Annotated in this window: 26 protein-coding genes; 20 read left to right on the top strand and 6 right to left on the bottom strand. The window is 73.2% G+C overall.

Going from position 1 to position 25,343, the window contains the following annotated elements:
* Positions 1-42: 42 nt before the first annotated feature.
* A complete protein-coding gene (locus OG767_RS25210; RefSeq protein WP_405090798.1) occupies positions 43-306 on the bottom strand; it encodes a DUF6703 family protein in 264 nt (87 codons plus the stop codon).
* Between the two features lie 27 nt (positions 307-333).
* Between OG767_RS25210 and OG767_RS25205 the strand changes: the two genes are divergently transcribed.
* The 3 genes from OG767_RS25205 to OG767_RS25195 all read left to right on the top strand — a co-directional run bounded on the left by OG767_RS25205 (position 334) and on the right by OG767_RS25195 (position 2,748).
* On the top strand, positions 334-675 hold the full coding sequence (locus tag OG767_RS25205) for an antibiotic biosynthesis monooxygenase (protein ID WP_107155735.1): 342 nt from the start codon (positions 334-336) through the stop codon (positions 673-675).
* Positions 676-781: 106 nt separating this feature from the next.
* The gene (locus OG767_RS25200; RefSeq protein ID WP_405094306.1) at positions 782-1,255 is read left to right on the top strand and encodes a hypothetical protein; all 474 of its coding nucleotides are present in this window, start codon (positions 782-784) and stop codon (positions 1,253-1,255) included.
* Positions 1,256-1,368: 113 nt separating this feature from the next.
* Entirely contained in the window at positions 1,369-2,748 is a 1,380-nt protein-coding gene (locus tag OG767_RS25195) for a glycine--tRNA ligase (protein WP_405090797.1), read from the top strand.
* Positions 2,749-2,812: 64 nt separating this feature from the next.
* On the opposite strand, the gene OG767_RS25190 is transcribed toward OG767_RS25195, so the two are convergent.
* Positions 2,813-3,760: a type IV toxin-antitoxin system AbiEi family antitoxin domain-containing protein gene (locus tag OG767_RS25190; RefSeq protein ID WP_405090796.1), complete on the bottom strand. Its 948-nt coding sequence runs from the start codon at positions 3,758-3,760 to the stop codon at positions 2,813-2,815.
* 176 nt (positions 3,761-3,936) lie between these two features.
* On the opposite strand from OG767_RS25190, the gene dusB reads away from it, so the two are divergent.
* On the top strand, positions 3,937-5,085 hold the full coding sequence (gene dusB / locus OG767_RS25185) for a tRNA dihydrouridine synthase DusB (protein WP_405090795.1): 1,149 nt from the start codon (positions 3,937-3,939) through the stop codon (positions 5,083-5,085).
* Positions 5,086-5,145: 60 nt separating this feature from the next.
* Here the strand turns inward: dusB and OG767_RS25180 are convergent, their stop codons facing one another.
* The gene (locus OG767_RS25180; RefSeq protein ID WP_405090794.1) at positions 5,146-5,796 is read right to left on the bottom strand and encodes a C39 family peptidase; all 651 of its coding nucleotides are present in this window, start codon (positions 5,794-5,796) and stop codon (positions 5,146-5,148) included.
* Between the two features lie 816 nt (positions 5,797-6,612).
* The gene (locus OG767_RS25175) at positions 6,613-7,248 is read right to left on the bottom strand and encodes a TetR/AcrR family transcriptional regulator (RefSeq protein ID WP_405090793.1); all 636 of its coding nucleotides are present in this window, start codon (positions 7,246-7,248) and stop codon (positions 6,613-6,615) included.
* Positions 7,249-7,304: 56 nt separating this feature from the next.
* On the opposite strand from OG767_RS25175, the gene OG767_RS25170 reads away from it, so the two are divergent.
* From OG767_RS25170 to OG767_RS25160, 3 genes are read left to right on the top strand one after another with little or no spacing between them, the layout of a single operon-like run.
* Complete coding sequence (locus tag OG767_RS25170) at positions 7,305-7,598, top strand: hypothetical protein (RefSeq protein WP_405090792.1); 294 nt, start codon at positions 7,305-7,307, stop codon at positions 7,596-7,598.
* On the top strand, positions 7,598-8,461 hold the full coding sequence (locus OG767_RS25165; protein WP_405090791.1) for a methyltransferase domain-containing protein: 864 nt from the start codon (positions 7,598-7,600) through the stop codon (positions 8,459-8,461). Before OG767_RS25170 ends, OG767_RS25165 begins: the two co-directional genes overlap by 1 nt.
* A 43-nt stretch (positions 8,462-8,504) precedes the next feature.
* Complete coding sequence (locus tag OG767_RS25160; RefSeq protein ID WP_405090790.1) at positions 8,505-8,933, top strand: hypothetical protein; 429 nt, start codon at positions 8,505-8,507, stop codon at positions 8,931-8,933.
* A 22-nt stretch (positions 8,934-8,955) separates the two neighbouring features.
* Here OG767_RS25160 and OG767_RS25155 read toward each other — a convergent pair whose 3' ends face one another.
* Positions 8,956-10,764: a beta-N-acetylhexosaminidase gene (locus tag OG767_RS25155; RefSeq protein WP_405094305.1), complete on the bottom strand. Its 1,809-nt coding sequence runs from the start codon at positions 10,762-10,764 to the stop codon at positions 8,956-8,958.
* A 252-nt stretch (positions 10,765-11,016) separates the two neighbouring features.
* On the opposite strand from OG767_RS25155, the gene ppdK reads away from it, so the two are divergent.
* The 12 genes from ppdK to OG767_RS25095 all read left to right on the top strand — a co-directional run bounded on the left by ppdK (position 11,017) and on the right by OG767_RS25095 (position 23,334).
* Positions 11,017-13,725, top strand: a complete 2,709-nt coding sequence (gene ppdK, locus OG767_RS25150; RefSeq protein ID WP_405090789.1) for a pyruvate, phosphate dikinase — start codon at positions 11,017-11,019, stop codon at positions 13,723-13,725.
* A 114-nt stretch (positions 13,726-13,839) separates the two neighbouring features.
* Complete coding sequence (locus OG767_RS25145; RefSeq protein WP_107155743.1) at positions 13,840-14,187, top strand: VOC family protein; 348 nt, start codon at positions 13,840-13,842, stop codon at positions 14,185-14,187.
* Positions 14,184-15,413 (top strand): deoxyguanosinetriphosphate triphosphohydrolase, encoded by a 1,230-nt coding sequence (locus OG767_RS25140; RefSeq protein WP_405090788.1) that lies wholly within the window; start codon positions 14,184-14,186, stop codon positions 15,411-15,413. The genes OG767_RS25145 and OG767_RS25140 overlap by 4 nt, the downstream gene beginning before the upstream one ends.
* Before the next feature lie 44 nt (positions 15,414-15,457).
* Entirely contained in the window at positions 15,458-16,294 is an 837-nt protein-coding gene (locus tag OG767_RS25135) for a siderophore-interacting protein (protein WP_405090787.1), read from the top strand.
* A 57-nt stretch (positions 16,295-16,351) separates the two neighbouring features.
* On the top strand, positions 16,352-17,986 hold the full coding sequence (locus tag OG767_RS25130; RefSeq protein ID WP_405090786.1) for a BCCT family transporter: 1,635 nt from the start codon (positions 16,352-16,354) through the stop codon (positions 17,984-17,986).
* Between the two features lie 44 nt (positions 17,987-18,030).
* Complete coding sequence (locus OG767_RS25125) at positions 18,031-19,005, top strand: ABC transporter ATP-binding protein (RefSeq protein WP_405090785.1); 975 nt, start codon at positions 18,031-18,033, stop codon at positions 19,003-19,005.
* The gene (locus tag OG767_RS25120; RefSeq protein ID WP_107155748.1) at positions 19,002-19,853 is read left to right on the top strand and encodes an ABC transporter permease; all 852 of its coding nucleotides are present in this window, start codon (positions 19,002-19,004) and stop codon (positions 19,851-19,853) included. Before OG767_RS25125 ends, OG767_RS25120 begins: the two co-directional genes overlap by 4 nt.
* A gap of 10 nt (positions 19,854-19,863) precedes the next feature.
* Complete coding sequence (locus OG767_RS25115) at positions 19,864-20,115, top strand: helix-turn-helix transcriptional regulator (RefSeq protein WP_091071236.1); 252 nt, start codon at positions 19,864-19,866, stop codon at positions 20,113-20,115.
* A gap of 73 nt (positions 20,116-20,188) precedes the next feature.
* Positions 20,189-22,081: a DNA primase gene (gene dnaG / locus OG767_RS25110; RefSeq protein ID WP_405090784.1), complete on the top strand. Its 1,893-nt coding sequence runs from the start codon at positions 20,189-20,191 to the stop codon at positions 22,079-22,081.
* The gene (locus OG767_RS25105; protein ID WP_405090783.1) at positions 22,081-22,617 is read left to right on the top strand and encodes a hypothetical protein; all 537 of its coding nucleotides are present in this window, start codon (positions 22,081-22,083) and stop codon (positions 22,615-22,617) included. Before dnaG ends, OG767_RS25105 begins: the two co-directional genes overlap by 1 nt.
* Before the next feature lie 64 nt (positions 22,618-22,681).
* Positions 22,682-22,936 (top strand): FitA-like ribbon-helix-helix domain-containing protein, encoded by a 255-nt coding sequence (locus OG767_RS25100; protein WP_405090782.1) that lies wholly within the window; start codon positions 22,682-22,684, stop codon positions 22,934-22,936.
* Entirely contained in the window at positions 22,933-23,334 is a 402-nt protein-coding gene (locus OG767_RS25095) for a type II toxin-antitoxin system VapC family toxin (RefSeq protein WP_405090781.1), read from the top strand. Before OG767_RS25100 ends, OG767_RS25095 begins: the two co-directional genes overlap by 4 nt.
* A 15-nt stretch (positions 23,335-23,349) precedes the next feature.
* Here the strand turns inward: OG767_RS25095 and OG767_RS25090 are convergent, their stop codons facing one another.
* Positions 23,350-24,678 carry a lanthionine synthetase LanC family protein gene (locus OG767_RS25090; protein WP_405090780.1) on the bottom strand — a complete coding sequence of 443 codons (1,329 nt, stop codon included), beginning with the start codon at positions 24,676-24,678 and terminating at the stop codon, positions 23,350-23,352.
* Between the two features lie 86 nt (positions 24,679-24,764).
* Here OG767_RS25090 and OG767_RS25085 point away from each other — a divergent pair, with 86 nt between their 5' ends.
* Complete coding sequence (locus OG767_RS25085) at positions 24,765-25,304, top strand: GNAT family N-acetyltransferase (protein WP_405090779.1); 540 nt, start codon at positions 24,765-24,767, stop codon at positions 25,302-25,304.
* Positions 25,305-25,343 lie beyond the last annotated feature (39 nt).

Raw genomic sequence — 25,343 nt, 5'->3', positions numbered from 1 at the left:
CATGCTTGCATGTCAGCGCGGGTCGGCCCGGCCCGGAGCGGCTCAGTCGACCGTCAGCTTCGCCAGCGCCACCGCGATCAACAGGGTGAGCATCAGCAGCCGCAGCACCCGGGTCGCCGGCCGCTGCACCGGCCAGGTGACCGACATCAACCCGACCAGCCCGGCCGCCAGCACCAACAGCAGGACGCCGCCGGCCGGGCCGGGCGCGAAGAGGCCGACCAGCACCAGCACCAGCGCGGCGAGGAACACCGTCGTCGGGTTGAGCCGGGCCAACCGGGACAGCACGGGACTCTGCGTACGCTGCATGCCACAAACTCTACGAGGAGGAACGCCGTGCTGGTCACCAACCGGTTCGTGGTGGACGCCGAAACGGCTGACGAGTTCACCCGGGAGGCGCACGCCGCGCTGGCCGCGCTCGCCGCCCGCCCCGGCTACCTGCGCGGCGAACTGCTCCGGGCGCTCGACGACCCGGCCCACTGGTGCCTGCTCACCGAATGGGAGTCGGTCGGGGCGTACCGGCGGGCGCTGGGCGGGTTCGACGTCAAGGTCACCGCCGTGCCGCTGCTCGCCCGATCCGTGGACGAGCCGTCGGCGTACGAGACGCTCGCCAACGCCGCCCCGCAGGGCGAGATCGTCGTCGTCGCCAGTGATCGTGCCGCAGGCCCGTACCGCTGAGTCCCGGGGCACTACCCTGGCGCGTATGACCGCTCCCGGACCGGCCGCGCCGCCCCCGCCACCCGTGCCGCCCGGCACGCCGCCGGCCGCCCCGGCGGAGCCGGGTGTGCCCGCGCCGCCGCCCGGTCCCGGCGTCGCGCCGCCGTTCGCCGCCCCGCCCACCGAGGGCGGGCGGGCCCGGCTCTGGCTCGGCCTCGGCGTCGGCGCGCTGGCCCTGGTGCTCTGCTGCGGTGGGGGCGGCGCGGCCGTGGTCGGGCTGGCGGTGAGCAACGTGCAGGCGGTCGGCGAGCAGGGCCGGGCCGTCACCGACGACTACTACCAGGCGCTTGTCGCCCGGGAGTGGTCCAAGGCGTACGACCGGCTCTGCGACGACGCCCGGCGACGCGAGTCCCGGCCGGAGTTCGAGCAGCGGGCCGCCACCGAGCCGCAGATCTCCGGCTACCGGGTGGGCAAGGTCGACACCGCCACGCTGACCGTGCCGGTGGACGTGACGCTGGCCGGTGGGCGGCGGGAGGCGCAGACCGTCACGCTGGCGCCCGACCGGCAGACCGGCGGCATGGAGGTCTGCGGGGTGAGCTGACCGGCCCCCGGTATTCTGCTGGGCTCGGGGCAGCGGCGGTCGTACCGTGGTCCCGAACAGCCCGGATCCATCCATCTCGACCGCGCCGACCGCCAGCCGGCGTAGGAGGAAACATGCCAGCCGACCGTATCGACGCCGTCGTCAGCCTCGCCAAGCGCCGGGGCTTCGTCTTCCCCTCCAGTGAGATCTACGGGGGCACCCGGTCGGCGTGGGACTACGGTCCGCTCGGCGTCGAGCTGAAGGAGAACGTCCGCCGGCAGTGGTGGCGGACCATGGTCCAGCAGCGCGACGACGTGGTCGGCCTCGACTCGGCGGTCATCCTGGCCCGCAAGGTCTGGGAGGCCAGCGGCCACATCGCCGAGTTCGTCGACCCGCTCACCGAGTGCCAGTCCTGCCACAAGCGGTTCCGGGCCGACCACCTGGAAGAGGCGTACGAGGCCAAGCACGGCAAGCCGCTGACCTCGCTGACGGAGCTGAACTGCCCCAACTGCGGCAACAAGGGCACCTTCACCGAGCCGAAGATGTTCAACGGCCTGATGAAGACCTACCTGGGCCCGGTGGAGAGCGACGAGGGCATGCACTACCTGCGCCCGGAGACCGCCCAGGGCATCTTCGTCAACTACAAGAACGTGGAGACGGTCGCCCGCAAGAAGCCGCCGTTCGGCATCGCGCAGACCGGCAAGTCGTTCCGCAACGAGATCACCCCGGGCAACTTCATCTTCCGCACCCGCGAGTTCGAGCAGATGGAGATGGAGTTCTTCGTCGAGCCGGGCACCGACGAGCAGTGGCACGAATACTGGCTCTCCGAGCGCTGGAACTGGTACCTCGACCTCGGCCTGTCCGAGGAGAACCTGCGCTTCTACGAGCACCCCAAGGACAAGCTCTCCCACTACTCGAAGCGCACCGTCGACATCGAGTACAAGTTCCGCTTCGGCGGCACCGAGTTCGCCGAGCTGGAGGGCATCGCCAACCGCACCGACTTCGACCTCTCCACGCACAGCAAGCACTCCGGCGTCGACCTGTCGTACTTCGACCAGACGAAGCAGGAACGCTGGATGCCGTACGTGATCGAGCCGGCCGCCGGTCTCACCCGCGCGGTGCTGGCGTTCCTGCTGGAGGCGTACGACGAGGACGAGGCCCCGAACACCAAGGGCGGCGTGGACAAGCGCACCGTGATGCGCTTCGACCCGCGGCTGGCCCCGGTCAAGGTGGCGGTGCTGCCGCTGTCCCGCAACGAGGCGCTCTCGCCGAAGGCCAAGCAACTCGCCGCCGACCTGCGTAAGCGCTGGGTGGTCGAGTTCGACGACTCGCAGGCGATCGGCCGCCGCTACCGCCGCCAGGACGAGATCGGCACGCCGTTCTGCGTCACCGTCGACTTCGACACGCTCGACGACAACGCGGTGACGGTCCGGAACCGGGACACCATGGCCCAGGAGCGAGTAGCCCTGGACCAGGTCGAGCGCTACCTGATCGAGCGCCTCCCCGGCTGCTGACGGTGTAAGCAGGGGCCCCTTCTTAACGTTTCCGGTCGAGAAGGGGCCCCTTCTCACACCTGATTCAGGAGACGCGTACGTCGAGGGTGGCGGCCAGACCCCGCCGTGACTCGTACGCCTCCTCGACCGTCCGTCGCACCAGCGTCGGGCTCCGCCGGATCTGCGCCGGCGTGAAGTGCAGGACGAGCACCCCCAGCCGGCTCAGCTCGTTGTGCCGGTCGAGCGTGCGCGCCCAGTCGTCGGGGGTGAAGTGGAACTCCTGCGAGTCCACCTCCAGCGCCACCGCCGCGTCCGCCAGGTAGCCGTCCGGCGTGGGGAGCCGCCGCCCGTCCCCGACGCTCAGCCGCGGGTTCCAGAGCAGGTCCGGGAGCAGCCGGCTGCCGGCCAGGCACTCCCGCAGCTCGGCCTCGGGCGCGGATCGGGCACCGGCGACGACCTCGGAGAACGCCTTCCTGACCAGGGCCGTCCGGCTCCGCCGGGCCCGCCGGATCTCCTCGTCAAGGGCGGCGAGGTCGGTGAACCCGCGCTGCACGGCCTCGGCCACGACGGCGCGTACCGGCCGCAGGTGGCGCAGGCCCCGGGCCGCGTCGACCACGGCCCGGGCGGGCGAGCAGACCGGGTAGAGGGCCGTGTGCCGGGCCCTGTCGTCGACCGCCAGCGCGCGGGCGATCACCGCGTGACCGGAGGACTTCCGCCGCGACTGGTGCGGCACCACCAGGTGTACGTCGTCGGTGCGCGGGCTGTACCGGAAGCCGTACCAGCACAGCGCCGCCAGCCCGGTGAGCTGGGCTTCCGGACCCGCGTACAGGGCTGCGGAGATCCGCCGCTGCTCGTCCGTCAAGGTGCCGGTGACCAGCGCGTACGTGGCCGGCAGCACACGTTGCCACAGCCCTCGGCGGGTCTGCCGGTAGAGGAACATGTCGTCGAAGCCGGCGGCGAGCAACTGGGCGCGGGTGAGGATCTGCTGCTGCCGGTGCGCCGTCTCCGCGAGTTCGGTAGTGAAGTCAACCATGCCCGGAGGCTGATCCACCGGGGCGGTCCGCGCCGCCCCCGCCCCTTGCCCTGTGGACAACCACCCCGCTTGTGGAGGACCCGCCGCCCTGCCTGATCTGTGATATGCGCCGTGTTAAGAGGGGGCCCCGCCTATGCAGAAGGCGTTAACAGGGGGCCCGTCCTTACACTTGGGCGGTGAGTGAGCTGCAGATCGGGCCGTATGCGGTGTGGCCGCCGGTGGTGCTCGCGCCGATGGCCGGGATCACCAACGTCGGCTTCCGGCGCCTCTGCCGCGAGCAGGGCGGCGGCATCTACGTCTGCGAGATGATCACCACTCGCGCGCTGGTCGAGCGGAACCCGAAGACGCTGCGCATGATCGCCTTCGGCGCCGACGAGCACCCGCGCAGCCTCCAGCTCTACGGCACCGACCCGGAGATCACCGCCGCCGCCGTGCGGATCGTGGTCGAGCGGGACCTCGCCGACCACATCGACCTCAACTTCGGCTGCCCGGTCCCGAAGGTCACCCGCCGGGGCGGCGGCTCGGCCCTGCCGTGGCGGCGCCGGCTCTTCGCCCGGCTGGTCAAGGCCGCGGTGGACGCCGCGTCACCGGCCGGGGTGCCGGTCACGGTCAAGATGCGCAAGGGCATCGACGACGACCACCTGACGTACGTCGAGGCCGGGCTCGCCGCCCAGGACGCGGGCGTCGCGGCGGTCGCACTGCACGGGCGTACGGCGGCGCAGCGCTACTCGGGCACCGCCGACTGGGACGCGATCGCCACGCTCAAGGCGGCGCTGGACGTGCCGGTGCTCGGCAACGGCGACATCTGGGAGGGCGACGACGCGTTGCGGATGGTGGCCCACACCGGCGTGGACGGCGTGGTGGTGGGGCGTGGCTGTCTGGGCCGGCCGTGGCTCTTCGCCGACCTGGAGGCCGCGTTCGAGGGGCGCACCGACCGGCGGCTGCCCACGCTCGGCGAGGTCGCGGTGACCATGCGGCGGCACGCCGAGCTGCTGGTGGAGCAGTTCGTCGCCGGGGCCCGCAACCCGGCCCGGGGCGAACGGGACGGCTGCACCGACTTCCGCAAGCACGTGGCCTGGTATCTGAAGGGCTTCCCGATCGGCGGTGAGCTGCGCCGCTCGCTCGCCATGATCGAGAGCTTGGCCCAGCTCGACGACCTGCTCGGCAAGCTCGACCCGGCGGTGCCCTTCCCGGTCGAGACGCTCGGCCAACCGCGCGGCCGGACCAACTCCCCGGGCAAGGTCTTCCTGCCCGACGGCTGGCTGGCCAGCCGCGACGACGACACCCCGCCGGAGGGCGCCGAGCTGGACGACTCCGGCGGCTGATCCCGGTACGCCGAAGGGCCCGACCCCCGGTGGGGTCGGGCCCTTCGTCATGTCCTGCGGTCAGGAGCTGTAGCCGCGGCTGGCGATCCAGTGCGCCAGGGCGTCCACGTCCATCCGGTAGGAGGCCTGGTCCGGGTTCGCCGAGTCGGCGATCGTCACGACCTTCCCGCCGTCGCGGTAGCCCACCACGCTGATGTAGTGGCCACCCTCGAAGGAGTGCACGGTGCCGTCGGTGTCGGTGGCGGTCCCGGCGATGTTGGCCACCACGGCCCGGCCGTCGTCCACCGCGCGCACGACGTCGGCGCGCAGCTTGTCGACCTTGTCACCGGCCTTGTCGACCGGGATCTCGGTGGACCTGTAGACGTCCTTGCCGGTCTCCTTGTTCAGCACCGGGGTGATGTCGTTGATGGAGTTGGTGCCGGCCTCGGTGGTGCCCATCTCCTTGGCCATGGCGGCCACGTCGATGTTCTTGCCCTGCACGCTGAGCGCGTTGCGGGCCGCGGCCGGGCCGCAGAAGTAGAAGTTGGGCTGGGCCTCGTAGCGCACGCCCAGCTCCCGCTCGCCGTGGCCCTTGCGGTCGGTGGTGACGACCTGGGCGGCGCGCTCGGCGGGGGTGGCCTGGGCGGCGATGGCGGGGCCGGCGATGCCACCGGCGGTGGCGGCGATCCCGGCGACGGTCAGAGCGGTCTTGCGGATCAGATCGGTACGCATGATGCGACTCCTCTGCGGTTCGGGGGTGTGCGGCGCGGGGTGCCGCGGGGGGTCTGTGCCGTCCGGCGGTCGGCGGTGGGCGACCTGCTCGGGCGGCTCGGGGGTGTAACCACCGGGCGGGGCCCGGCATTCCGGGGCCGGCGCTCCGCGGCGGGCTCCCCGGGGGTGAGCCATGTTCAACGTCCGGGGGCGGGGAGGGATTCCGGTCGGGCCCACCGGCCTGGCCGACCGACCCGGACCCGGCGGACATACCTCGCGTCCGCGCACCGCGCCATCTTCAACCGGCCGACGAATCCCGACGCCCACCCCGTAACCGAACACCCCCCCAATAAACCCCCAAACCTCCCCAATCCCACCCGGCCCGACCCGTTGATCATGAAGTTGACGGCGATTGTGGTCCGCTTTGTCGCCGCCAACTTCATGATCAACGGGTTGAGGGGTCTGGGGGAGTGGTGGCGGGGACCTTGTCCGGGAAACCGAGCACCGAACGCGCGTCGAGGTCGATCGCGATTGCCGCCGGTGACGGGCACCAGTTCCCAGCCGAACCGGACCACGGCGTGGTGGCCGTCGACGGGCCGTGCGGGCGCAGGGCGTGGCCCGGGAAGGACTGCTGGACGCTGGCGATGGCCGCCGCGATCTGCTCGTGGCCGCGGATGTCGGTCAGCGGATCGACGTAGGGCAGGATGGTGCCGACGACCCGGCACGCCGCTGGACGTCACGGTGGCTGAGCTGTCCATCGCGTCGTTCTACCCGGCCGACGAGCGGACCGCCGCCGTGCTCCGGGAACGCGCCCGGAGCTGACGGCGCCGGGGCGGCTCAGATCAGCACGGCGGCGACGGTGTCGACGTACCAGCGTTCGTACCGCTCGACCGGCCAGCCGCGTTGTCGTACCAGCCAGTCGTAGTTGCGGAAGTCCATCGCCAGCCACAGCACGTCGGCGACGCTGTCGACGTCATGGTCGGGGCGTACGGAGCCGGTGGCGACGAGTTCGGCGGCGAACATCGCCATGCCCCGCCGGCGTTCCTCGACGTTCTTGCGCCAGATGGCGGCCGCGTCGGGGTCCGCGCTGGCGGCGCCGGTGAGGGCGATCATCATGTCGACCTGCCGGGCCTGGGTCGCGCTGAGGTGCCGGGCGTAGCGGCCCAGCTTCGCCCGGGCGTCGGGCAGCGCCCGGATCTCCGCGACGAACGGGCGGTCGGGCAGCGCGGTCGGTTCCTCGTCACCGGCGATTGTCACGTCGACGAGAGCGGAGAGCAGCTGACGCTTGCTGCCGAAGATCGCGTACACGGTCTGGACGGCCACGCCGGCCTCGGCGGCGACGGTGGTCAGCGGAGTGGCCGCGTAGCCGGGGTCGACGAACAGCTTGCCGGCCGCGGCGAGGATCGCCCGCCGGGTCTGTCGGGCCTGCTCCTGGCGTCTTGCCGACTCGTACCTCCTCTTGACACCCACCATGCGAGTGTAGTCATCTATTGGATAGAGGCTTACTCTATCGGAAAGAGTTGATGATCATGCCATTCGGTGTCGTCCAGGAGATGCCCGGCGTCAGTGAGCACGAGTACCGGCTGGTCGAGCGCCACCTCGGCCCGGACCGTCCGCCGGGCCTGCTCGCCCACGTTGCCGGACCGGTCGAGGGCGGCTGGCGCATCATCAACGTCTGGCAGGACGAGGCCGCGTTCCGGCGCTTCCAGTCCGAGCGACTCGTCCGCGCGGCCGGCCTGGCGGCCCAGGACGACGGCTTCGACGCGAGCAAGGCCGCCGGCTTCCGGTCCATGACGGTCGACGGCACCGAGATGCCGTTCTGATGGCCGACCTGGTCGGCCTGCGGGCACGCAACGTCACGTTCTGGACGGGGGCGGCGCCGGGCTGGGTGCACCACGCCGACCGCCAGGACCAACTCGGTCGACCACTCGGCGCGGTGGCGCTGGACTGGCTGCACCCGCGACCCGGCGAGCGGATCCTCGACGTCGGCTGCGGCTGTGGCGGCACCACGGCCGACCTGGCGGCGGCGGTCGGGCCGGCCGGGGAGGCCGTCGGCCTCGACCTGTCCGCCGAGATGCTGGCCGCCGCCGATGCGCGCTTCCCCGGCGACCGCCATCCCCACCTGCGGTTCGTGGTGGCCGACCTGGACACCCTGGACGTCGTCCCGGGCGCGCCGTTCGACGCGATCCACTCCCGGATGGCCCTGATGCTGCTCGCCGACCCGGTCACCGCATGCCGCACCCTGCGGCGGGCCCTGCGTCCCGGCGGACGGCTGGCGGCGACCGTCTTCCGGGACGGTCGCACGACGCCGTGGCTGACCGCGGCGGTGCTCGGCGCCGCCCCGCACGTCGGGGCGCTGCCGCCGCTACCGGTCGGCGACGAGCCGGGGCCGTTCGCGCTCGCCGACCCGGCGCGGGCCCGCCGGGTCCTGGCCGAGGCCGGGTTCGACGACGTCACCGTCGACGCCCACGACGTCACCCTGACCGCGCCCGATGACCCGGACACCGTCGCCGACTGGCTGATCGAGGTCGGCCCGGCCGGTGCCGCGTACCGGGCCGCCGGACCGTCGCGACAGGCGGCGGCGCGGGCCGGGGTGGCCGCACTGCTCGCCCGGTTCCGTGCGCCCGGGACCGGCTACCGGCTGCCCGCCGGGCTCCTGCTGCTCACCGGACGGGCCCCGGCATGACGCCCGATCCGGCATCCCCCCACCACGTCAGGACGGTCCGCACATGACATCGCTCAGGCACGCCGCGCTCGTCACCTCGGTGGTCGCGCTCGGGTTCGCATCGTTGGTCGGCTGTGCCGACGCCGACGACCCGTCCGTCCCGCCCGGCGCCGCCGCGCCGAGCCGGACGGCAATCCCGCCGGACGCCACCGCGCCGAGCCCGACGGCCGCCGAGGTCCCGTGCGACGCGGTCGCCGACGCGGTCAGCCGGCATCTCCGGTCGGATCAGGTCCGAGCGGTGACGGTGGAGGGGCAGTGCACCACGGTCGTGGTCGCCACCACACTGGCCGACGGGGACGCCGACCCGGCCCGCCGGCTCTGCGACCGGGCGGGCGAGGTGGCCTACTCCGGCGACGTCAACTCGGTCCGGGTGCTCAGCGGTTCGGGCAGTGAGCTGGCCAACGGCATCGCCGGGATGAGGTGCCTGACCTGACGTCGGCAGGCTCCTCCTGACCTCACCCCAACAGCGCGCGGTCGGGCCGGTCGGCCGAGCGGCGCTGCGGTGCCACCGTCGTCGTCGGCCAGGGGATCTCGGGGGCGGGGTGGAAGGTGATGCCGGCGGTGGCCCAGCGCGGGCCGTGGCCGGCGAGCCGGGCCCGGAACCCGGCCCAGTCGTGCGTCGAGCGGGGCGACCACCCCAGCTCGGCGACGGCGGGCAGGCGGGGGAACATCATGAACTCGATCTCGGCGCGGGTGGTGACCGACTCGGTCCACAGCGGGGCCTCCACGCCCAGCACGGCCTCGACCGGTACGCCGTGGACGTGGCTGCCGGGGTCCCAGTCGTACGCGCGCCGCACGTCGACGAGACCCGCCCAGTCGTGCCCGATCGGGGTGTCCGGGGCGTACTTCATGTCCAGGTAGGCGTGGTTGCCGGGGGAGAGGATCAGCCGGGCGCCCCGGCGTACCGCGTCGGCCGTCTCGGGGTCGTCGCCGTTCGTGCCCCACCACTGCAGGACGCGCCCGTCGACGTGCCCGGCCGGGGCGAGCTGGTGCCAGCCGACGACTGTCTTGCCGGTGGCCGCGACCAGGGCCTGGGCCCGCTCGACGAAGGCGCGGTAGCTCGCCGCCGGCACCTTGAACGCCTCGTCGCCGCCGAGGTGCAGCCACGGCCCGGGGGTCAGCGCGGCCACCTCGCCGAACACGTCGGCGACGAAGGCGTACGTCCGCTCGTCGGCGGGGTCGACGTAGCTGAACCCGACGTCGGTGCCGGTGTACGGCGGCGGCGCGGTCTTGCTCGGCGCCAGTTCGGGGTACGCGACAAGCGCCGCGTTGGTGTGCCCCGGCAGGTCGATCTCGGGTACCACGGTCACGTGCCGGCGGGCGGCGTACGCGACGATCCGCCGGTAGTCGTCAGGGGTGTACCAGCCGCCCGGGCCGCCACCGACCCCGGTGGCGCCGCCGACCTCGGCGAGTCGGGGCCAGGAGTCGACGGCGATCCGCCAGCCCTGGTCGTCGGTGAGGTGCAGGTGCAGGTGGTTGAGCTTGTAGCGGGCCAGGTGGTCGACCATCCGCAGCACGTCCTCGACGCCGAAGAAGTGCCGGGCGACGTCGAGCATGGCACCCCGGTAGGGGAAACGCGGCCGGTCGACGATCGTGCCGCCGGGCACCGCCCAGCGTGCGGCGACCGCTGTGGCGCTCTCGATCGCCGGGGGCAGGAGTTGCCGCAGCGTCTGCGCGCCGTGGAACAGCCCGGCCGGCGTGTCGGCCGTGATCCGGATGCCGATGGCGGTGACGTCGAGGCGGTAGCCCTCGTCCCCGAGCGCCGCGTCGCCGCCCGCGTCGCCGCTGGCCGTCCCGGCGGCGGTCGGGTGGTCGGCCGGCGGGGTCGGGGCCGCTGAGCCCGCGGGCGCGGTGGCGGTGGCCGCCGAGACGGTGAGCGTCAGCGGGGCGTCCGGCCCGGGATCGGCGACGTCGGTCACCGGGAGCGGGAAGCCGGTGGGCGGGCGCAACCAGCCGGCGAGCTGCTCGGCCACGTCCCGGCCGGCGGGGCTGACCCGCAGCGCCGCGTCCGGCGGCAGGGTGAAGTCGCCCGCCGGGTCGGGGTGCGCCCGCTCGGGGGCCGGCACGACGTCGGCGAGGCGGACCGGCGCGGGCGGGGTGAGCCGCTCGGTGGCCCGCTCGGCGGCGACGCGGGCCAGCTCGGCGGTTCCCGGCGACACGCCGGGCAGGGGACCGGTCTCGGGGGCTACGGGGTTGGTCGACACGGCGACGGCTCCGAGGGGTGTATTCGTGCGGGATATGGCAAAGGTCAGGTTCGGCGATATCCGGTGCCGTCAAGGGTACGAGGGGAATCGGAATTTGCGTGATCGTGCGCGTGGAAGCGTTCCCAAAAACCGGTACGGACGTGGGCAGTGGTGACTCTTGTGCCGATCGTCACCGAACGGTCCCAGGTCCTGCGAAGTTCGCTTAACCTTCGCCCACCGATCGCTGACGAGCCGGGATTGCCGGTGGTGGCTCCCGGGGTATGTCCGAACTGAACCTTCGTTAAGTGTCAATGGCGCGCGTGGGAGGCTCTGGTGGCAACGCAGGAAACGGTCGAGCACAAGTACGTCTACGATTTCGCCGAGGGCAACAGGGACCTCAAGGACCTGCTCGGTGGCAAGGGTGCCAACCTGGCCGAGATGACCAACCTCGGCCTGCCCGTCCCACCCGGCTTCACCATCACCACCGAGGCCTGCCAGGCGTACCTGACGACCGGGCGTGAGCCGGACGGGCTGGCCGGCCAGATCGAGGCGCACCTGGAGTCCCTGGAACGCGAGATGGGCCGCCGCCTCGGCGACCCGGGCGACCCGCTGCTGGTCTCGGTACGCTCCGGCGCCAAGTTCTCCATGCCCGGCATGATGGAGACCGTCCTCAACGTCGGCCTCAACGACCGCAGCGTCATCGGCCTGAGCACCCAGGCGGGTGGCAACGACAGGTTCGCCTGGGACTCCTACCGCCGGCTGATCCAGATGTTCGGCAAGACCGTCTGCGAGGTGCCGGGCGAGGAGTTCGAGCACGCGCTGGACGAGGCCAAGCACGCCAAGGGCACGCGGAACGACCTCGACCTGGACGCCGACGACCTGCGTGGACTGGTCGACGCGTACAAGAAGATCTTCGCCAAGCACACCGGGCGGGAGTTCCCGCAGGAGCCGCGCGAGCAGCTCGACCTGGCCATCCGGGCGGTCTTCGACTCGTGGAACGCGGAGCGGGCCATCCTCTACCGCCGCCAGGAGCGCATCCCGGCCGACCTGGGCACCGCGGTCAACGTGGTGAGCATGGTGTTCGGCAACCTCGGCCCCGACTCCGGCACCGGCGTCGCGTTCACCCGCGACCCGGGCAGCGGCGCGCAGGGCATCTACGGCGACTACCTGGCCAACGCCCAGGGCGAGGACGTGGTGGCCGGCATCCGCAACACGGTGCCGTTGCAGGAGCTGGAGCAGCTCGACAAGTCCTCCTACGACGAGCTGCTCGGCATCATGGCCCGGCTGGAGGAGCACTACAAGGACCTCTGCGACATCGAGTTCACCATCGAGCGCGGCAAGCTCTGGATGCTCCAGACCCGGGTCGGCAAGCGCACCGCCGCCGCCGCGTTCGTCATCGCCGGGCAGCTCGTCGACGAGGGCCTGATCGACCTGGACGAGGCGCTGCACCGGGTCAACGGCGCGCAGCTCGCCCAGTTGATGTTCCCGCGCTTCCAGCTCGACCACGACGTCCCGCCGGTCGCCAAGGGCATCGGCGCGTCCCCGGGCGCCGCCTCCGGCAAGGTCGTCTTCACCTCGGCCCGCGCGGTCGAGCTGGCCGCCGAGGGGGAGTCGGTGATCCTGGTCCGCCGGGAGACCAACCCGGACGACCTCAACGGCATGATCGCCGCCAAGGGCATCCTCACCTCGCGCGGCGGCAAGACCAGCCACGCCGCGGTGGTGGCCCGGGGCATGGGCAAGACCTGTGTCTCCGGCGCCGACGAGCTGGAGGTGAACGTCCCGGCGAAGAAGTTCACCGTCGGCGGGCACACCGTCGGCGAGGGCGACGTGGTCTCGATCGACGGCACCACCGGCAAGGTCTACCTCGGCGAGGTGCCGGTCATGCCGTCCGAGGTGGTGCAGTACTTCGAGGGCAGCCTCGACCCGGAGCACATCGACAACCCGCTGGTCCGCGCCGTACACCGGATCATGACGCACGCCGACGCGGCGCGGCGGCTGCGCGTGCGGACGAACGCCGACACCGGCGCGGACGCGGCCCGGGCCCGGCGCTTCGGCGCCGAGGGCATCGGCCTGTGCCGCACCGAGCACATGTTCCTCGGCGACCGTCGGGAGCTGGTCGAGCGGCTCATCCTCGCCGCCGGCGAGCGGGAGCGGGAGGACGCGCTCGCCGCGCTGCTGCCGCTCCAGCGGGCCGACTTCGTGGAGATCTTCCGGGAGATGGACGGCCTGCCGGTCACGGTGCGGCTGATCGACCCGCCGCTGCACGAGTTCCTGCCCCCGCTGGAGCAGCTCGCGGTCAACGTCGCGGTCGCCCAGGAGCGCGGCGAGGACGTGGCCAAGGAGGAGGCGCTGCTCTCCGCCGTCCGGCGGATGCACGAGGAGAACCCGATGCTGGGCCTGCGCGGCGTCCGGCTCGGCCTGGTCATCCCCGGCCTGTTCGCGATGCAGGTCCGCGCGATCGCGGAGGCCGCCGTCGCGGTCACCCGCGACGGCGGCACGGCCTGCCCGGAGATCATGGTGCCGCTGGTCGGCGCCGTCCAGGAGCTGGAGACGGTACGCGCGGAGGCCGAGAAGATCATCGCCGAGGTGGTCGGCGACAGCGGCGTCGAGGTGCTGATCGGCACCATGATCGAGGTGCCCCGGGCGGCGCTGACCGCCGGGCAGATCGCCGAGGCGGCCGAGTTCTTCTCCTTCGGCACGAACGACCTGACGCAGATGGCCTGGGGCTTCTCCCGCGACGACGTGGAGGGCGCGTTCTTCTGGCGCTACCTGGAACTGGGCATCTTCGGCATCTCCCCGTTCGAGTCGATCGACGCAGACGGCGTCGGCCGGCTGGTCCGGATCGCCGCCGAGGAGGGCCGGGCGGCCCGGCCCGGGCTGAAGCTCGGCGTCTGCGGCGAACACGGCGGCGACCCGGACTCGGTGCACTTCTTCCACGAGGTGGGACTGGACTACGTCTCCTGCTCGCCGTTCCGGGTGCCGGTGGCCCGGTTGGAGGCCGGCCGCGCGGCCGTCAGCACCACCGGTTCCGACTCCCGCTGAGCACGTCCCGGGCGGGGCCGCCGATGACCACCGGCGGCCCCGCCCGGCGCGCCTTTCCGGCCACCCGGGCGTAACCTGAGCTTCCGCCACGTGTCGATCAGGAGGGGTGGCCGTATGACCGCCGTCTGGGAGAACCTGACCGTCGACGCCCGGGATCCGTCCCGGCTCGCCCGCTGGTGGGCCGAGGCGCTCGGCTACCAGGTGATCACCGACAAGCCGGACGAGGTGGAGATCCGCCGCACGCCCGACACGCTCCCCGGCCTCGTCTTCGTCCCGGTCTCCGGCCCGAAGCAGGGCAAGAACCGGCTGCACGTCGACCTGCGCCCGACCGACCTGGAGGCCGAGGTGGAACGGCTCGTCGACATGGGCGCGCGGCACGTCGACGTCGGGCAGGGCGAGGCGGGGTGGACGGTGCTCGCCGATCCGGAGGGCAACGAGTTCTGCGTCCTTCCCCCACGTTGACCGACGACGCGGCGCGGCTGGTCGCCGAGGCGCCGAAGGACACCGGGTACGGTCGGTCGCCGTTCGAGCGGGACCGGGCCCGGGTGCTGCACTGCGCGGCGTTCCGCCGGCTCGCCGCGAAGACCCAGGTGCACGCCGCCGGCACCGACGACTTCCTGCGTACCCGGCTGACCCATTCGCTGGAGGTGGCGCAGATCGCCCGCGAGATGGGCGCCCGGCTCGGCTGCGACCCGGACGTGGTGGACACCGCCGGGCTGGCCCACGACCTGGGTCACCCGCCGTTCGGCCACAACGGTGAGGACGCGCTTGACGCGCTGGCCGCCGCCTGCGGCGGCTTCGAGGGCAACGCGCAGACGCTGCGGGTGCTCACCCGGCTGGAGGCGAAGGTGCTCACCCCGGACGGGTGGTCCGCCGGGCTGAACCTGACCCGGGCCGCGCTCGACGCGGTCGGCAAGTACCCGTGGCCGCGCCGCCCCGGCCAGCGCAAGTTCGGCGTGTACGCCGATGACCGTCCGGTCTTCGACTGGCTGCGCGCCGGCGCCCCGCCCGGCGACCGGCGCTGCCTGGAGGCGCAGGTGATGGACTGGGCCGACGACGTGGCGTACTCGGTGCACGACGTCGAGGACGGCATCCACGGCGGCTACGTCGACCTGCGCCCGCTGCTGGCCGAGGAGGACGAGCGGCGGGCGCTCTGCGCCGACGTGGCGGCGGCCTACTCCGGCGAGGCCCCGGAGGACCTGGGCGGGGTGCTGGCCGAACTGCTCGCCGATCCAGTGCTCGCCCCGCTCGCCGCGTACGACGGCAGCCACCGGGCGCTCGCCGCGTTGAAGGCCACCACGAGCGTGCTCACCGGCCGGTTCGTGTCGAGCGTGGTGGCCGCCACCGAGGCGCGTCACGGCCCCGGCCCGCACCGCCGCTACGCGGCCGACCTGGTGGTGCCGCGCCGGATCCGGGCGCAGTGCGCGCTGCTCAAGGGCATCGCGTTGCGGTACGTGATGCGCCGGCCGGGTGCCAGTGGCCGCTACGACCGGCAGCGGGAACTCCTCGCCGAGCTGGTCGCCGCGTTGCTCGACCGGGCGCCGGACGCGCTCGACGAGGTCTTCGCGCCGCTCTGGCGGGACGCCCCGGACGACGCCGCGCGGCTGCGCGTGGTGATCGACCAGGTCGCCTCGCTCACCGATCCGGCCGCGCTGGCCTGGCACGCCCGGCTGGTGTCGGCGAGCTGACCGCCCGCCCGGCCCGGCCGGGAAGTGAGGGTAGCCTCAGTTGCATGACGGATCGCCCGAAGACGCTCACCGCCGCCACGGTCGTCCGGACCACGCGGCCCACCCCGCACCTGATCCGGCTCGTGCTCGGTGGCGACGAGCTGACCGGCCTGCCGGTGGGCGCGTACACCGACCACTACGTGAAGTTCGTCTTCCCGCCGGCCGGGGTGGCCTACCCGCACCCCACCGACCTGGCCACCATCAAACGTGAGTTCCCGGCGGCGCAGTGGCCCCGGCTGCGGGCCTACACGGTGCGGGCCTGGGACGCGGCGGCCGGCGAGCTGACCGTCGACGTGGTCCACCACGGCGAGGAGGGGCTGGCCGGCCCGTGGGCGGCGGCGCTGCGCCCCGGCGACCGGGTGCTGTTCACCGGGCCGGGCGGCGCGTACGCGCCGGACCCGACCGCCGACTGGCACCTGCTGGCCGGCGACGAGAGCGCGCTGCCGGCGATCGCCGCCGCGCTGGAACGGCTGCCGGCCGGCGCGCCGGCCCGGGTCTTCGTCGAGGTCGAGGGGCCGGCCGACGAGCTGCCGCTGGCCAGCGACGGCGCGGTGGAACTGCGGTGGCTGCACCGGGCCGGGCGTCCGGTCGGCGCGGCACTGGTCGAGGCGGTCCGGGCGTTGGAGTTCCCGCCCGGCCGGGTGCACGTGTTCGTGCACGGCGAGGCCGGCGCGGTGAAGGAGCTGCGGCGCCTGCTCCGGGTCGAGCGCGGCGTGCCCCGGGCCGACCTGTCCATCTCCGGCTACTGGCGCCTGGGCCTGGACGACGAGGGTTGGCGTGCCACCAAGCGCACCTGGAACGCCGAAGCCGAAGCCGAGGAACCCACCCCCACCCCCGCCTAACCCTCGGGGTGGGGCGTTTCGTCCCGCCCCGGCGTCCGCGCTGCCCAGGATGGGGGCATGGCGGAACAGGTGAGGGAGCGGCCCGCGACGCAGCCGGCCGACCGGGTGGTGCTCGGGCTCGGCGTGGCCGGCGTGCTGGCCGTGGTGCTCTGGGGGGTGTTCGCCCGCGGCTCCCTGGCGTCGTTCGGCGCGGCGGGGCTGAACTGGACGATCGACACGTTCGGCTGGTTCTTCGTGGTCGCCGCCGACGCGTTCCTGGTGCTGGCGGTGGTGGTCGCCGCCTCCCGGTTCGGCCGGATCCGGCTGGGCGCCGACGACGACGAGCCGGAGTTCAACGGGCTCGCCTGGATCGCCATGATGTTCAGCGCCGGCATGGGCATCGGTCTGGTCTTCTTCGCCGTCGCCGAGCCGATCCAGCACTACGCGGCGCCGCCGCCCGCCTCCGGCGTCGAGCCGCAGACCGGCGCCGCCGCCGCCACGGCCATGCAGTACACGCTGTTCCACTGGACGCTGCACCCGTGGGGCATCTACGCGATCGCGGCGCTGGCGCTGGCGTACTCGACGTTCCGCAGGGGGCGGGGCAACCGGATCTCGTCGGCGTTCGTGCCGCTGCTCGGCGACCGGGCGTACGGCCCGGCCGGGCGCGCGATCGACCTGCTGGCCGTGTTCGCCACGGTGTTCGGCTCGGCCACCAGCCTCGGGCTCGGCGCGCTCCAGGTGGCGGCCGGTCTGGACCTGGTCAGCGGCGTGCGGGACAGCCGGACGGTCGAGCTGGTGATCATCGGCGCGCTCACCCTGGCGTTCGTGCTGTCGGCCTTCTCCGGCCTGCACCGGGGCGTCAAGTGGCTGTCCACCACCAACGTGCTGATCGCCGTCGTGCTGATGCTGTTCGTGTTCGTGGTCGGTCCGACGGTCTACACGCTGGAGGTGCTGCCGGCCGCGGTCGGCGACTACCTGAGCGGCCTGGTCCGGATGTCGACGCGCACCGGCGCGTTCTCCGATCCGGCCTGGCTGGGCTCCTGGACGATCTTCTACTGGGCGTGGTGGATCTCCTGGGCGCCGTTCGTGGGCACGTTCATCGCGCGCATCTCGCGCGGGCGTACGGTCCGGCAGTTCCTGATCGGGGTGCTGCTGGTGCCCAGCGGCGCCAGCGCGGTCTGGTTCGCGGTGATGGGCGGGACCGCGCTGCGGACCCAGGCCACCGGCACCCGGGACCTGGTGGCCGACGTGGGCGCCGGTTCGGAGCAGGCGCTGTTCGGCCTGTTGGACGCGCTGCCGCTGGCCACGGTGACCAGCGTGCTCGCCATGGTGCTGATCGCGCTCTACTTCGTGACCAGCGCCGACTCGGCGTCGCTGGTGCTCGGTTCGTTGAGTTCGCGGGGCGCGCTGCGGCCACACCGGGGCGTGGTGGTGCTGTGGGGCGTGCTCATCGGCGCGGTCGCGGCGGCGCTGCTGCTGGTCGGCGGCCTGGACGCGTTGCAGCAGGCCACCATCCTGGTCGCGCTGCCGTTCGTGGTGGTGATGCTGGGCCTGGCGGTGGCCCTGGTCCGGGAGATGGCCGCCGATCCGGTGCTGCGCGCGGGGACCCGGCCCCGCCGGTCCGGCCTGGCCGCCGCGGTGCGCGCGGCCCGCTCGTACGAGGAGGAGGACCCGCCGCCGGTGACGCGGTGGCTCCACCGCCCGCGCGAGTGAGTGTGTCTCCCTCGGAATGTAGTAGGAGTGCTACATTCCGAGGCATGACTGCGGTCGAACTCCCGGGGGCGGTCGCGGCCCCCCGGCCTCCCGACGAGGATCTGGTCCTCGACGTCCGCGACCTACGCATGCGGTACGGCACCGTGGACGTGCTGCACGGCGTCGACCTCACCGCCCGGCGCGGCGAGGTGGTCGCGCTGCTCGGGCCCAACGGCGCCGGCAAGACCACCACCATCGAGATCCTGGAGGGCTTCCGGCTGCCCTCCGCCGGCACGGTCCGGGTGCTCGGCGTCGACCCGGCCCGCGGCGACGAGCGCTGGCGCGCCCGGCTCGGCGTGGTGCTCCAGTCCTGGCGCGACCACGGCAAGTGGCGGGTCCGGGAGCTGCTCACCCACCTCGGCGACTTCTACGCGCCGTACGCGACCGACCGGACGCCGCGTCCCTGGCCGGTCGACGACCTGCTGGCCACCGTGGGGCTGACCGCGCACGCCGACAGCCGGGTGGCCCGGCTCTCCGGCGGGCAGCGCCGCCGCCTCGACGTGGCGGTCGGCATCGTCGGCCGGCCGGAGCTGCTGTTCCTGGACGAGCCGACGGTCGGCTTCGACCCGGCGGCCCGGCGCGAGTTCCACGAGCTGGTGCACCGCCTCACCGACCTCGACGAGACCACCATCGTGCTGACCACGCACGACCTGGCCGAGGCGGAGAAGCTGGCCGACCGCATCCTCATCCTGGCCGGCGGTCGGATCGTCGCCGAGGGGTCACCGGACCAGTTGGCCCGCCGCGTCGCCTCCGACGCCGAGGTCCGCTGGACCCGCGACGGCGAGCGGTACGTGCACGCCACCGCCGACGCCACCGCGTTCCTGCGCGACCTGCTCCGCGAGCACGGCGACCGGGTGCGGGAGCTGGAGGTGCGCCGGGCCAGCCTGGAGGACGCGTACCTGGCGTTGGTGCACGAGGAGGAGACCGGCATCCGCACCGGCCGGGCCGAGCGGGTGTGGCAGCAGGAGGCGACGCGATGACCCCGACCACCACCGCGCTCCGGGCCGGGCTGCGGCGCGGCCTGATCGAGCTGCGCGCCACGTTCACCAACGGCCAGGACCTGTGGAACTACTTCTTCCCGACGGCGGTGCTGCTGGTCGCCATGTTCTTCATGCGCGGCTCGACCGTGCCCGGCACCGACTTCTCGCTCGGCGCCCGGACGCTGCCCAGCGCGCTCGGCATGGGCCTGCTCTTCGGCGGCCTGCTCGGGCTGGCCCAGCAGCTCATCGTCGACCGGGAGGACGGCACGCTGCTGCGGGCCAAGGCGATCCCCAACGGCATGCTCGGCTACCTGGTCGGCAAGCTGGTGCTGATCTCGGCGATCTCGCTGATCGGCGTGGTCATCCAGCTCGTGCCCGGCCTGTTCTTCCTGGACGGGCTGCGGCTCGGCGACCCCGGCGCCTGGCTCACCCTGGCCTGGGTGGTGCCGCTCGGGCTGGTGGCGACGCTGCCGCTGGGCGCGGTGATCGGCTCGGTGATCGAGAACCCGCGCAACATGGGCCTGGTGGTCCTGCCGATCTTCGGCCTGATCGCGCTCTCCGGCATCTTCTACCCGATCAACGGCCTGCCCGGCTGGCTCCAGGGCGTCGCCCAGGTCTTCCCGCTCTACTGGCTAGGCTTGGGCATGCGCTCGGCGCTGCTCCCGGCCGACCTGGCGGCGGTCGAGCTGGGCGGCTCCTGGCGGCACCTGGAGACGCTGGGCGTGCTCGGCGCCTGGGCGGTGCTCGGGCTGGTGCTGGCCCCGGTGGTGCTGCGCCGGATGGCCCGCCGGGAGTCCGGCTCGCGGGTCGCGGCCCGGCGGGAGCGGGCCATGCAGCGGGTCGGATGAGAGGGCGGCGATGAGCGAGACCGTGCACAACCGGATCGCGGTGCTGCGGGCCGAACGGGGCGTCTCCCGCCGGCAGCTCGCCGACGCGCTCGGGGTGCACTACCAGACCGTCGGCTACCTGGAACGCGGTGAGTTCCGGCCCAGCCTGCACCTGGCGCTGCGCATCGCCGCGTACTTCGAGGTGCCGGTCGAGGTGGTCTTCTCCATCGAACCGTTCCCGCGGATCGGCGACGCCGCGGCCGGGGCCGGCCGCTCGGCGTGAGGCCGGCGGGGCGGGCGGCGTCCGCCACACGTCCGTCCCCCCGGCCGCCGGATCGTCGGTCCGGCAGGGCAGGATGTACGCCGAGGAGGTGGCGGTCATGGCGGGGCGGATCCGGGACGAGGACATCGCGCTGGTCCGCGAGCGCACCTCCATCGCGGACGTCATCTCCGAGGTGGTGACGCTCAAGTCGGCCGGGGGTGGCAACCTCAAGGGGCTCTGTCCGTTCCACGACGAGAAGAGCCCCTCGTTCAACGTGTCGCCCGCCCGCAACGTGTTCTACTGCTTCGGCTGCGGGGTCGGCGGTGACGCGATCAAGTTCCTGATGGACGCCGAGCATCTCGGCTTCATCGAGTCGGTCGAGAGCCTCGCCGCCCGTGCCGGCATCCAGCTTCGCTACGTCGAGGACGACCGGTCCACCCCGCGCGCCCGGCCGCAGCAGGGGCAGCGGCAGCGCCTGGTGGCCGCGCACGCCGCCGCCGTCGAGTTCTACCGGGCCCAGCTCACCACCGCCGGCGCCCGCCCGGCCCGCGAGTTCCTGGCCCGGCGGGGCTTCGACCGGGCCGCCGCCGAGCGCTACGGCTGCGGCTTCGCCCCCGACGGGTGGGACCTGCTCACCAGGCACCTGCGCCAGCAGGGCTTCAGCCACGACGAGCTGGTCACCGGCGGCCTGTCCCGCCCGGCCCGGTCGGGCTCGCTGATCGACAGGTTCCGCCGTCGCCTGATGTGGCCCATCCGGGACATCACCGGCGACGTGATCGGCTTCGGCGCCCGCAAGCTGTTCGACGACGACGACGGCCCGAAATACCTCAACACCCCCGAGACGCCGATCTACAAGAAGTCGCACGTCCTCTACGGCATCGACCAGGCCAAACGAGAGATCGCCAAGCAGGGCAAGGTGGTGGTGGTCGAGGGCTACACCGACGTGATGGCCTGCCACCTCGCCGACGTCCCGACCGCGGTGGCGACGTGCGGCACGGCGTTCGGCGGCGACCACATCTCGGTGCTGCGCCGGGTGCTCTTCGACAGCGACGAGCGGGCCGGGGAGATCATCTTCACGTTCGACGGTGACGCCGCCGGCCAGAAGGCCGCGTTGCGCGCGTTCGAGGACGACCAACGCTTCGTCGGGCGGACGTTCATCGCGGTCAGCCCGGACAACATGGACCCGTGCGACCTGCGGCTGGCCAAGGGCGACCTGGCCGTCCGCGACCTGGTGGCCCGCCGCGAGCCGCTCGTCGACTTCGCGCTCCGGCACGTCATCAACCGGTTCGACCTCGACACCGTCGACGGCCGGGTCGAGGCGATGCGCCGCGCCGCGCCGCTGGTCGCGAAAATCAAGGACCGGGAGAAACGCCCGGAGTACGTCCGCAAGCTCGCAGGCGATCTCGGCATGGAGATCGAGCCGGTGCAGCGCGCCGTGCTGACCGCCGGCAACGGGCAGCCGGCCAACGGTCGGCCCGCGCCGACGCGCCCCGGCCCCGCCACGCCCGCCGTGGACAGTCCCCGTTCCATGGTGGAGCGGGAGGCGCTGAAGCTGGCGTTGCAGGAGCCGGTGCTGGCCGGCCCGATGTTCGACGCGGTCGAGGCCGCCGACTACCAACATCCGGTGCACGCCGCGGTGCGCGTCGCCGTCGCCGAGGCCGGCGGTGCGGCCGGCGCCACCGGCGGTGCGGTCTGGATCGAGCGGGTCCGCGACGCCTGCGCCGACCTGGCCGCCCAGGCCCTGGTGGGGGAGCTGGCGGTGGAGCCGTTGCGCATCGACGGCGAGCCCGACCCGAGGTACGTCTCGGTGACGATGGCCCGGTTGCAGTGGAGTTCGGTCACCGGCCGGATCCGCGACCTCAAGTCGAAGATCCAGCGGGTCAACCCGGTGAGCAACAAGGACGAATACTTCGCCCTGTTCGGGGAGCTGCTCTCACTCGAACAACACGCGCGGGCCCTGCGCGAGCAGGCCGCCGGAGGACTGTGATGGGACTCTTCCGCCGCCGCTCGAAGCTGCCGCCGGCCGACCGGCCGCCGCTCGCCGCCGACGAGCGGGTGCTCGCCTGGGCCGCCGCCGGCAACGGCGAGGGCGACGGCGTGCTGGTCGCCAGCAACCGGGGGCTCTGGCTGCCCGGCCGGGGGGAGCGCCTCGGCTGGCACGACGTCCTCAAGGCGGTCTGGTCCGGCCGGGAACTCACCGTCACGCCGGCCGAGCCGGTCACCGAGCGGGACGGCTACCTGGTGGTCGCCGACGCCCCGGCCGAGACGTACCTGCTGCTCGATCCCGGGGAGCTGCCGCACCAGGTGCGGACGCGGGTCACCGGTTCGGTGGCGTACACCGCGCACCACCCGGTGCCCGGCGGCGCGGGCCGGATCGCGGCCCGGCGGGTGCCCGGCGTGGACGGTCTGACCTGGACGGTCCGCTACGACCCGGGAACGCCGGCCGACGACGAGGCGGTGGTCGCCGAGACCGGCCGCCTGGTGGCCGAGGCCCGCGCCGCCACCACGCCCGCCGACGTCTGACCGCGACCGGCGCGGGTCCGCGTGTTTTCCCGCGAGCGAGCGATGCTGCATGCATAATGAATGCATGGTTGCCCTCCAGATCCGGGACGTGCCGGAATACGTGCGGGACGCCCTGGCGGCCCAGGCCAGGGCGCGCGGGCAGTCACTCCAGGCGTACCTGTTGGAGTTGGTGGAGACGCAGGCTCGACGATTGGGCAACACGGCGGTCCTTGATCGCTTCGCCGGCCGGTCGGACGGCACTCGTTCCCTGCCGGGAGAGAGTGCCGCAGAGTTGAACGACCAGCGGGAGCAGCGCGGGCCTGGGGGGCGCGCCGCGTGATCGTCGTGGACGCGTCGGTTCTGGCCGATGCCCTGGTCGATGACGGACCGGTCGGCGCCGCGGCGCGGGCGGAACTGACCGGGGATCCGCACTGGGCCGCGCCGAGCCATCTTCTGGTCGAGGCCATCTCCGTGATCAGAGGCAAGGTCCTCGGGAGGAAGCTCGCCCAGGCTCGGGCTCAGGAGGCGATCGACACTCTGCCGTCGCTGGTCATCGACGAGGTCGGTGTCGCGATGCTGCTCGACCGGATGTGGCAGTTGCGGGGCAACGTCACGGCGTACGACGCGGCCTACGTCGCGGCGGCGGAGTTGATGGCCTGCCCACTCGTGACCGGTGACGGTCGGCTCGCCAAGGCCAGTGGCGTCCGCTGCGAGATCCGACTGCTGGCGGCGTCCTGACCGGGCCGCCCGGGTTCACCGCCGGGCCCGGCTGACGCACAGCCGCTCGGGCACGGTCCACCACTGGTCGGGGCGGTCGACGACCGCAGCGGTCGGGCCGTCCTCCAGGACGCGGGCGAACCGCAGCAGGAAGGCGGCGATCCCCGCCGCCCCCTGCATCCAGGCCGTACGCGGCGGCAGCAGCGGCGGATCCTGCCGGTGCTCCACGAACTGCCAGCGCGCCCCCGCGTCGTCGCGGATCGCGCGCTCGACCAGGGCGTCGGCCATCATGCCGGCGCCCCGCAGCAGTAGTGCCGCGTAGGGCGCTTCCGTGGTGTCCTGGGCGGCGTCGATCAGGATGTCCCCGACGCCCGCCGTGCCGCAGCAGCGCCCGTCGTTGTCCCAGAAACCGGGGCGGAGCCGGTCCGGCACGCCGGACGTGAGGACCGAGTGCAGGCAGCGGCGGCGCAGCTCGCCGACCTCGAACCCGCCGACCCGCTCGACCCCGGCGCGGGCCAGCGCGGCGAACAACTGGGAGGTGCCGGACGGGCCGTGGCACCAGTTGTACGTCACGGGCTCCACCTCGCGTTGCGAGCGGGGGATGGTGTGCTCCACGACGAACCCGCCGTCGTCGAGCGAGGCGATGCGCACGAGGTGCTCGGCGCCCCGCCGGGCGGCGTCGACGAAGTCGGGCCGGTCCAGCGCGTGGCCGGCCACGGCCAGCGCCGCGGCCACCCCGGCGGTGCCGTGGGAGAAGTTCGGAGAGCTTGACCGATACCCCGGCCACATCCGCCAGTCCACGCCTGCCTCGGTCGGCTCGGCCACCCGCAGGATCGCCTCACCCCCGGTCGTCATGACCGCGGCGGCGGCCTCACCCCCGGCCCAGGCAGCGGTCAGGACCACTCCGGCGCTGCCGGAGACGACGTCCGTCGTCGGGCCGTGCGACTCCGCCGCCACGCTCGGCGGCGGGTCCCAGCCGGCGGGCGTGCGCGCCTCGGCCAGCCGCCGCATCGCCACGCGCTCCCGCCCGGGAGCCAGCAACCGCAGCGCGGTCACCCGACCGGCGAGGCCGTCGTACAGGGACGCGTCGAAACGGTCCGCGGGCAACGTGCGGCTCAGCCGGTCGACGATGCCCGCCGCCAGTGCCGTCTCGGCGCCGTCGTGCTCGCGGTGCCGGCCGATCTCCGCGAGCACGGGAGCCAGCCCGGCGATGCCCGCGTAGAGCGAGTCGCGGTCCTCGGCCGGCCGAGGTTGATCGTCGCCGACCACCTCGGGCAGCCACGGTCCGTCGTCGTTCCGGACCTGGCTCATTACCCAGGCCCAGCCGGCCTCCCCCACCTCGCGGTATCTTTCCGCACCAGACACACCGCCACCCTAGGCGCGCCGGACGACCTCGCGGTGCCCCGGTTATCCGGTCGTGCGGGTTGCTCATCGGCTGTTAGCGTCGCGGGATGTTCGCCACCGAACGGGTCCGGTTGCGCCCGCCCACGCCCGACGACGCGCCGAGCATGTTCCGGCTGCACGGTGACCCCGAGCTGCATCTGCTCACCGACGACCAGCCGTTCCTGCCGCGCCACGTCGGGCAGGAACGGGCCCGGCTGGAGAAGCAGGTCACCGAGCCGCCAGACAGCCGCACCTGGGTGTCGTTCCTGGCTGAGACCGTGGCCGACGGCACGTTCCTCGGTGGGTGCACGCTGTGGGGTATCAGCGCGTTCGAGCGGTTCGCCCACCTCGGCATCTCGCTGGTCCCCGAGGCCCGTGGCCAGGGCTACGGGACCGAGGTGGTCCGGCTGCTCTGCCGGTACGGCTTCCGCAGCCGGAACCTCCGTCGTCTGGAGCTGGAGACGCTGGCCGGCAACACCGCCATGCGGCGGACCGCCGAGGCGTGCGGCTTCGTCCACGAGGGCACCCAGCGGGAGCGGGCGTACGACGGCGACGGCTTCGCGGACCTGGTGCTCTACGGCCTGCTGCGGAGCGACTGGACGCCGTAACCGTCGTACGCGTGGTCCCGGCGACGACGGGCGCTGTCA

The sequence above is a fragment of the Micromonospora sp. NBC_01392 genome (assembly GCF_045040125.1).
GTDB lineage: Bacteria > Actinomycetota > Actinomycetes > Mycobacteriales > Micromonosporaceae > Micromonospora.
This window is presented reverse-complemented; position numbering and strand designations above follow the sequence as displayed.

Excerpts from the sequence above, each read along its gene's own strand:
- OG767_RS25175 (WP_405090793.1), bottom strand. The coding sequence starts at position 7,248 with ATGGTGGGTGTCAAGAGGAGGTACGAGTCGGCAAGACGCCAGGAGCAG.
- OG767_RS25085 (WP_405090779.1), top strand. The coding sequence starts at position 24,765 with ATGTTCGCCACCGAACGGGTCCGGTTGCGCCCGCCCACGCCCGACGAC.
- OG767_RS25135 (WP_405090787.1), top strand. The coding sequence starts at position 15,458 with ATGACGGATCGCCCGAAGACGCTCACCGCCGCCACGGTCGTCCGGACC.
- OG767_RS25160 (WP_405090790.1), top strand. The coding sequence starts at position 8,505 with ATGACATCGCTCAGGCACGCCGCGCTCGTCACCTCGGTGGTCGCGCTC.
- OG767_RS25170 (WP_405090792.1), top strand. The coding sequence starts at position 7,305 with ATGCCATTCGGTGTCGTCCAGGAGATGCCCGGCGTCAGTGAGCACGAG.
- OG767_RS25180 (WP_405090794.1), bottom strand. The coding sequence starts at position 5,796 with ATGCGTACCGATCTGATCCGCAAGACCGCTCTGACCGTCGCCGGGATC.
- OG767_RS25210 (WP_405090798.1), bottom strand. The coding sequence starts at position 306 with ATGCAGCGTACGCAGAGTCCCGTGCTGTCCCGGTTGGCCCGGCTCAAC.
- OG767_RS25125 (WP_405090785.1), top strand. The coding sequence starts at position 18,031 with ATGACTGCGGTCGAACTCCCGGGGGCGGTCGCGGCCCCCCGGCCTCCC.
- OG767_RS25165 (WP_405090791.1), top strand. The coding sequence starts at position 7,598 with ATGGCCGACCTGGTCGGCCTGCGGGCACGCAACGTCACGTTCTGGACG.
- OG767_RS25195 (WP_405090797.1), top strand. The coding sequence starts at position 1,369 with ATGCCAGCCGACCGTATCGACGCCGTCGTCAGCCTCGCCAAGCGCCGG.
- OG767_RS25130 (WP_405090786.1), top strand. The coding sequence starts at position 16,352 with ATGGCGGAACAGGTGAGGGAGCGGCCCGCGACGCAGCCGGCCGACCGG.
- OG767_RS25115 (WP_091071236.1), top strand. The coding sequence starts at position 19,864 with ATGAGCGAGACCGTGCACAACCGGATCGCGGTGCTGCGGGCCGAACGG.
- OG767_RS25145 (WP_107155743.1), top strand. The coding sequence starts at position 13,840 with ATGACCGCCGTCTGGGAGAACCTGACCGTCGACGCCCGGGATCCGTCC.
- OG767_RS25100 (WP_405090782.1), top strand. The coding sequence starts at position 22,682 with ATGGTTGCCCTCCAGATCCGGGACGTGCCGGAATACGTGCGGGACGCC.
- OG767_RS25190 (WP_405090796.1), bottom strand. The coding sequence starts at position 3,760 with ATGGTTGACTTCACTACCGAACTCGCGGAGACGGCGCACCGGCAGCAG.
- OG767_RS25105 (WP_405090783.1), top strand. The coding sequence starts at position 22,081 with ATGGGACTCTTCCGCCGCCGCTCGAAGCTGCCGCCGGCCGACCGGCCG.
- dnaG (WP_405090784.1), top strand. The coding sequence starts at position 20,189 with ATGTACGCCGAGGAGGTGGCGGTCATGGCGGGGCGGATCCGGGACGAG.
- OG767_RS25120 (WP_107155748.1), top strand. The coding sequence starts at position 19,002 with ATGACCCCGACCACCACCGCGCTCCGGGCCGGGCTGCGGCGCGGCCTG.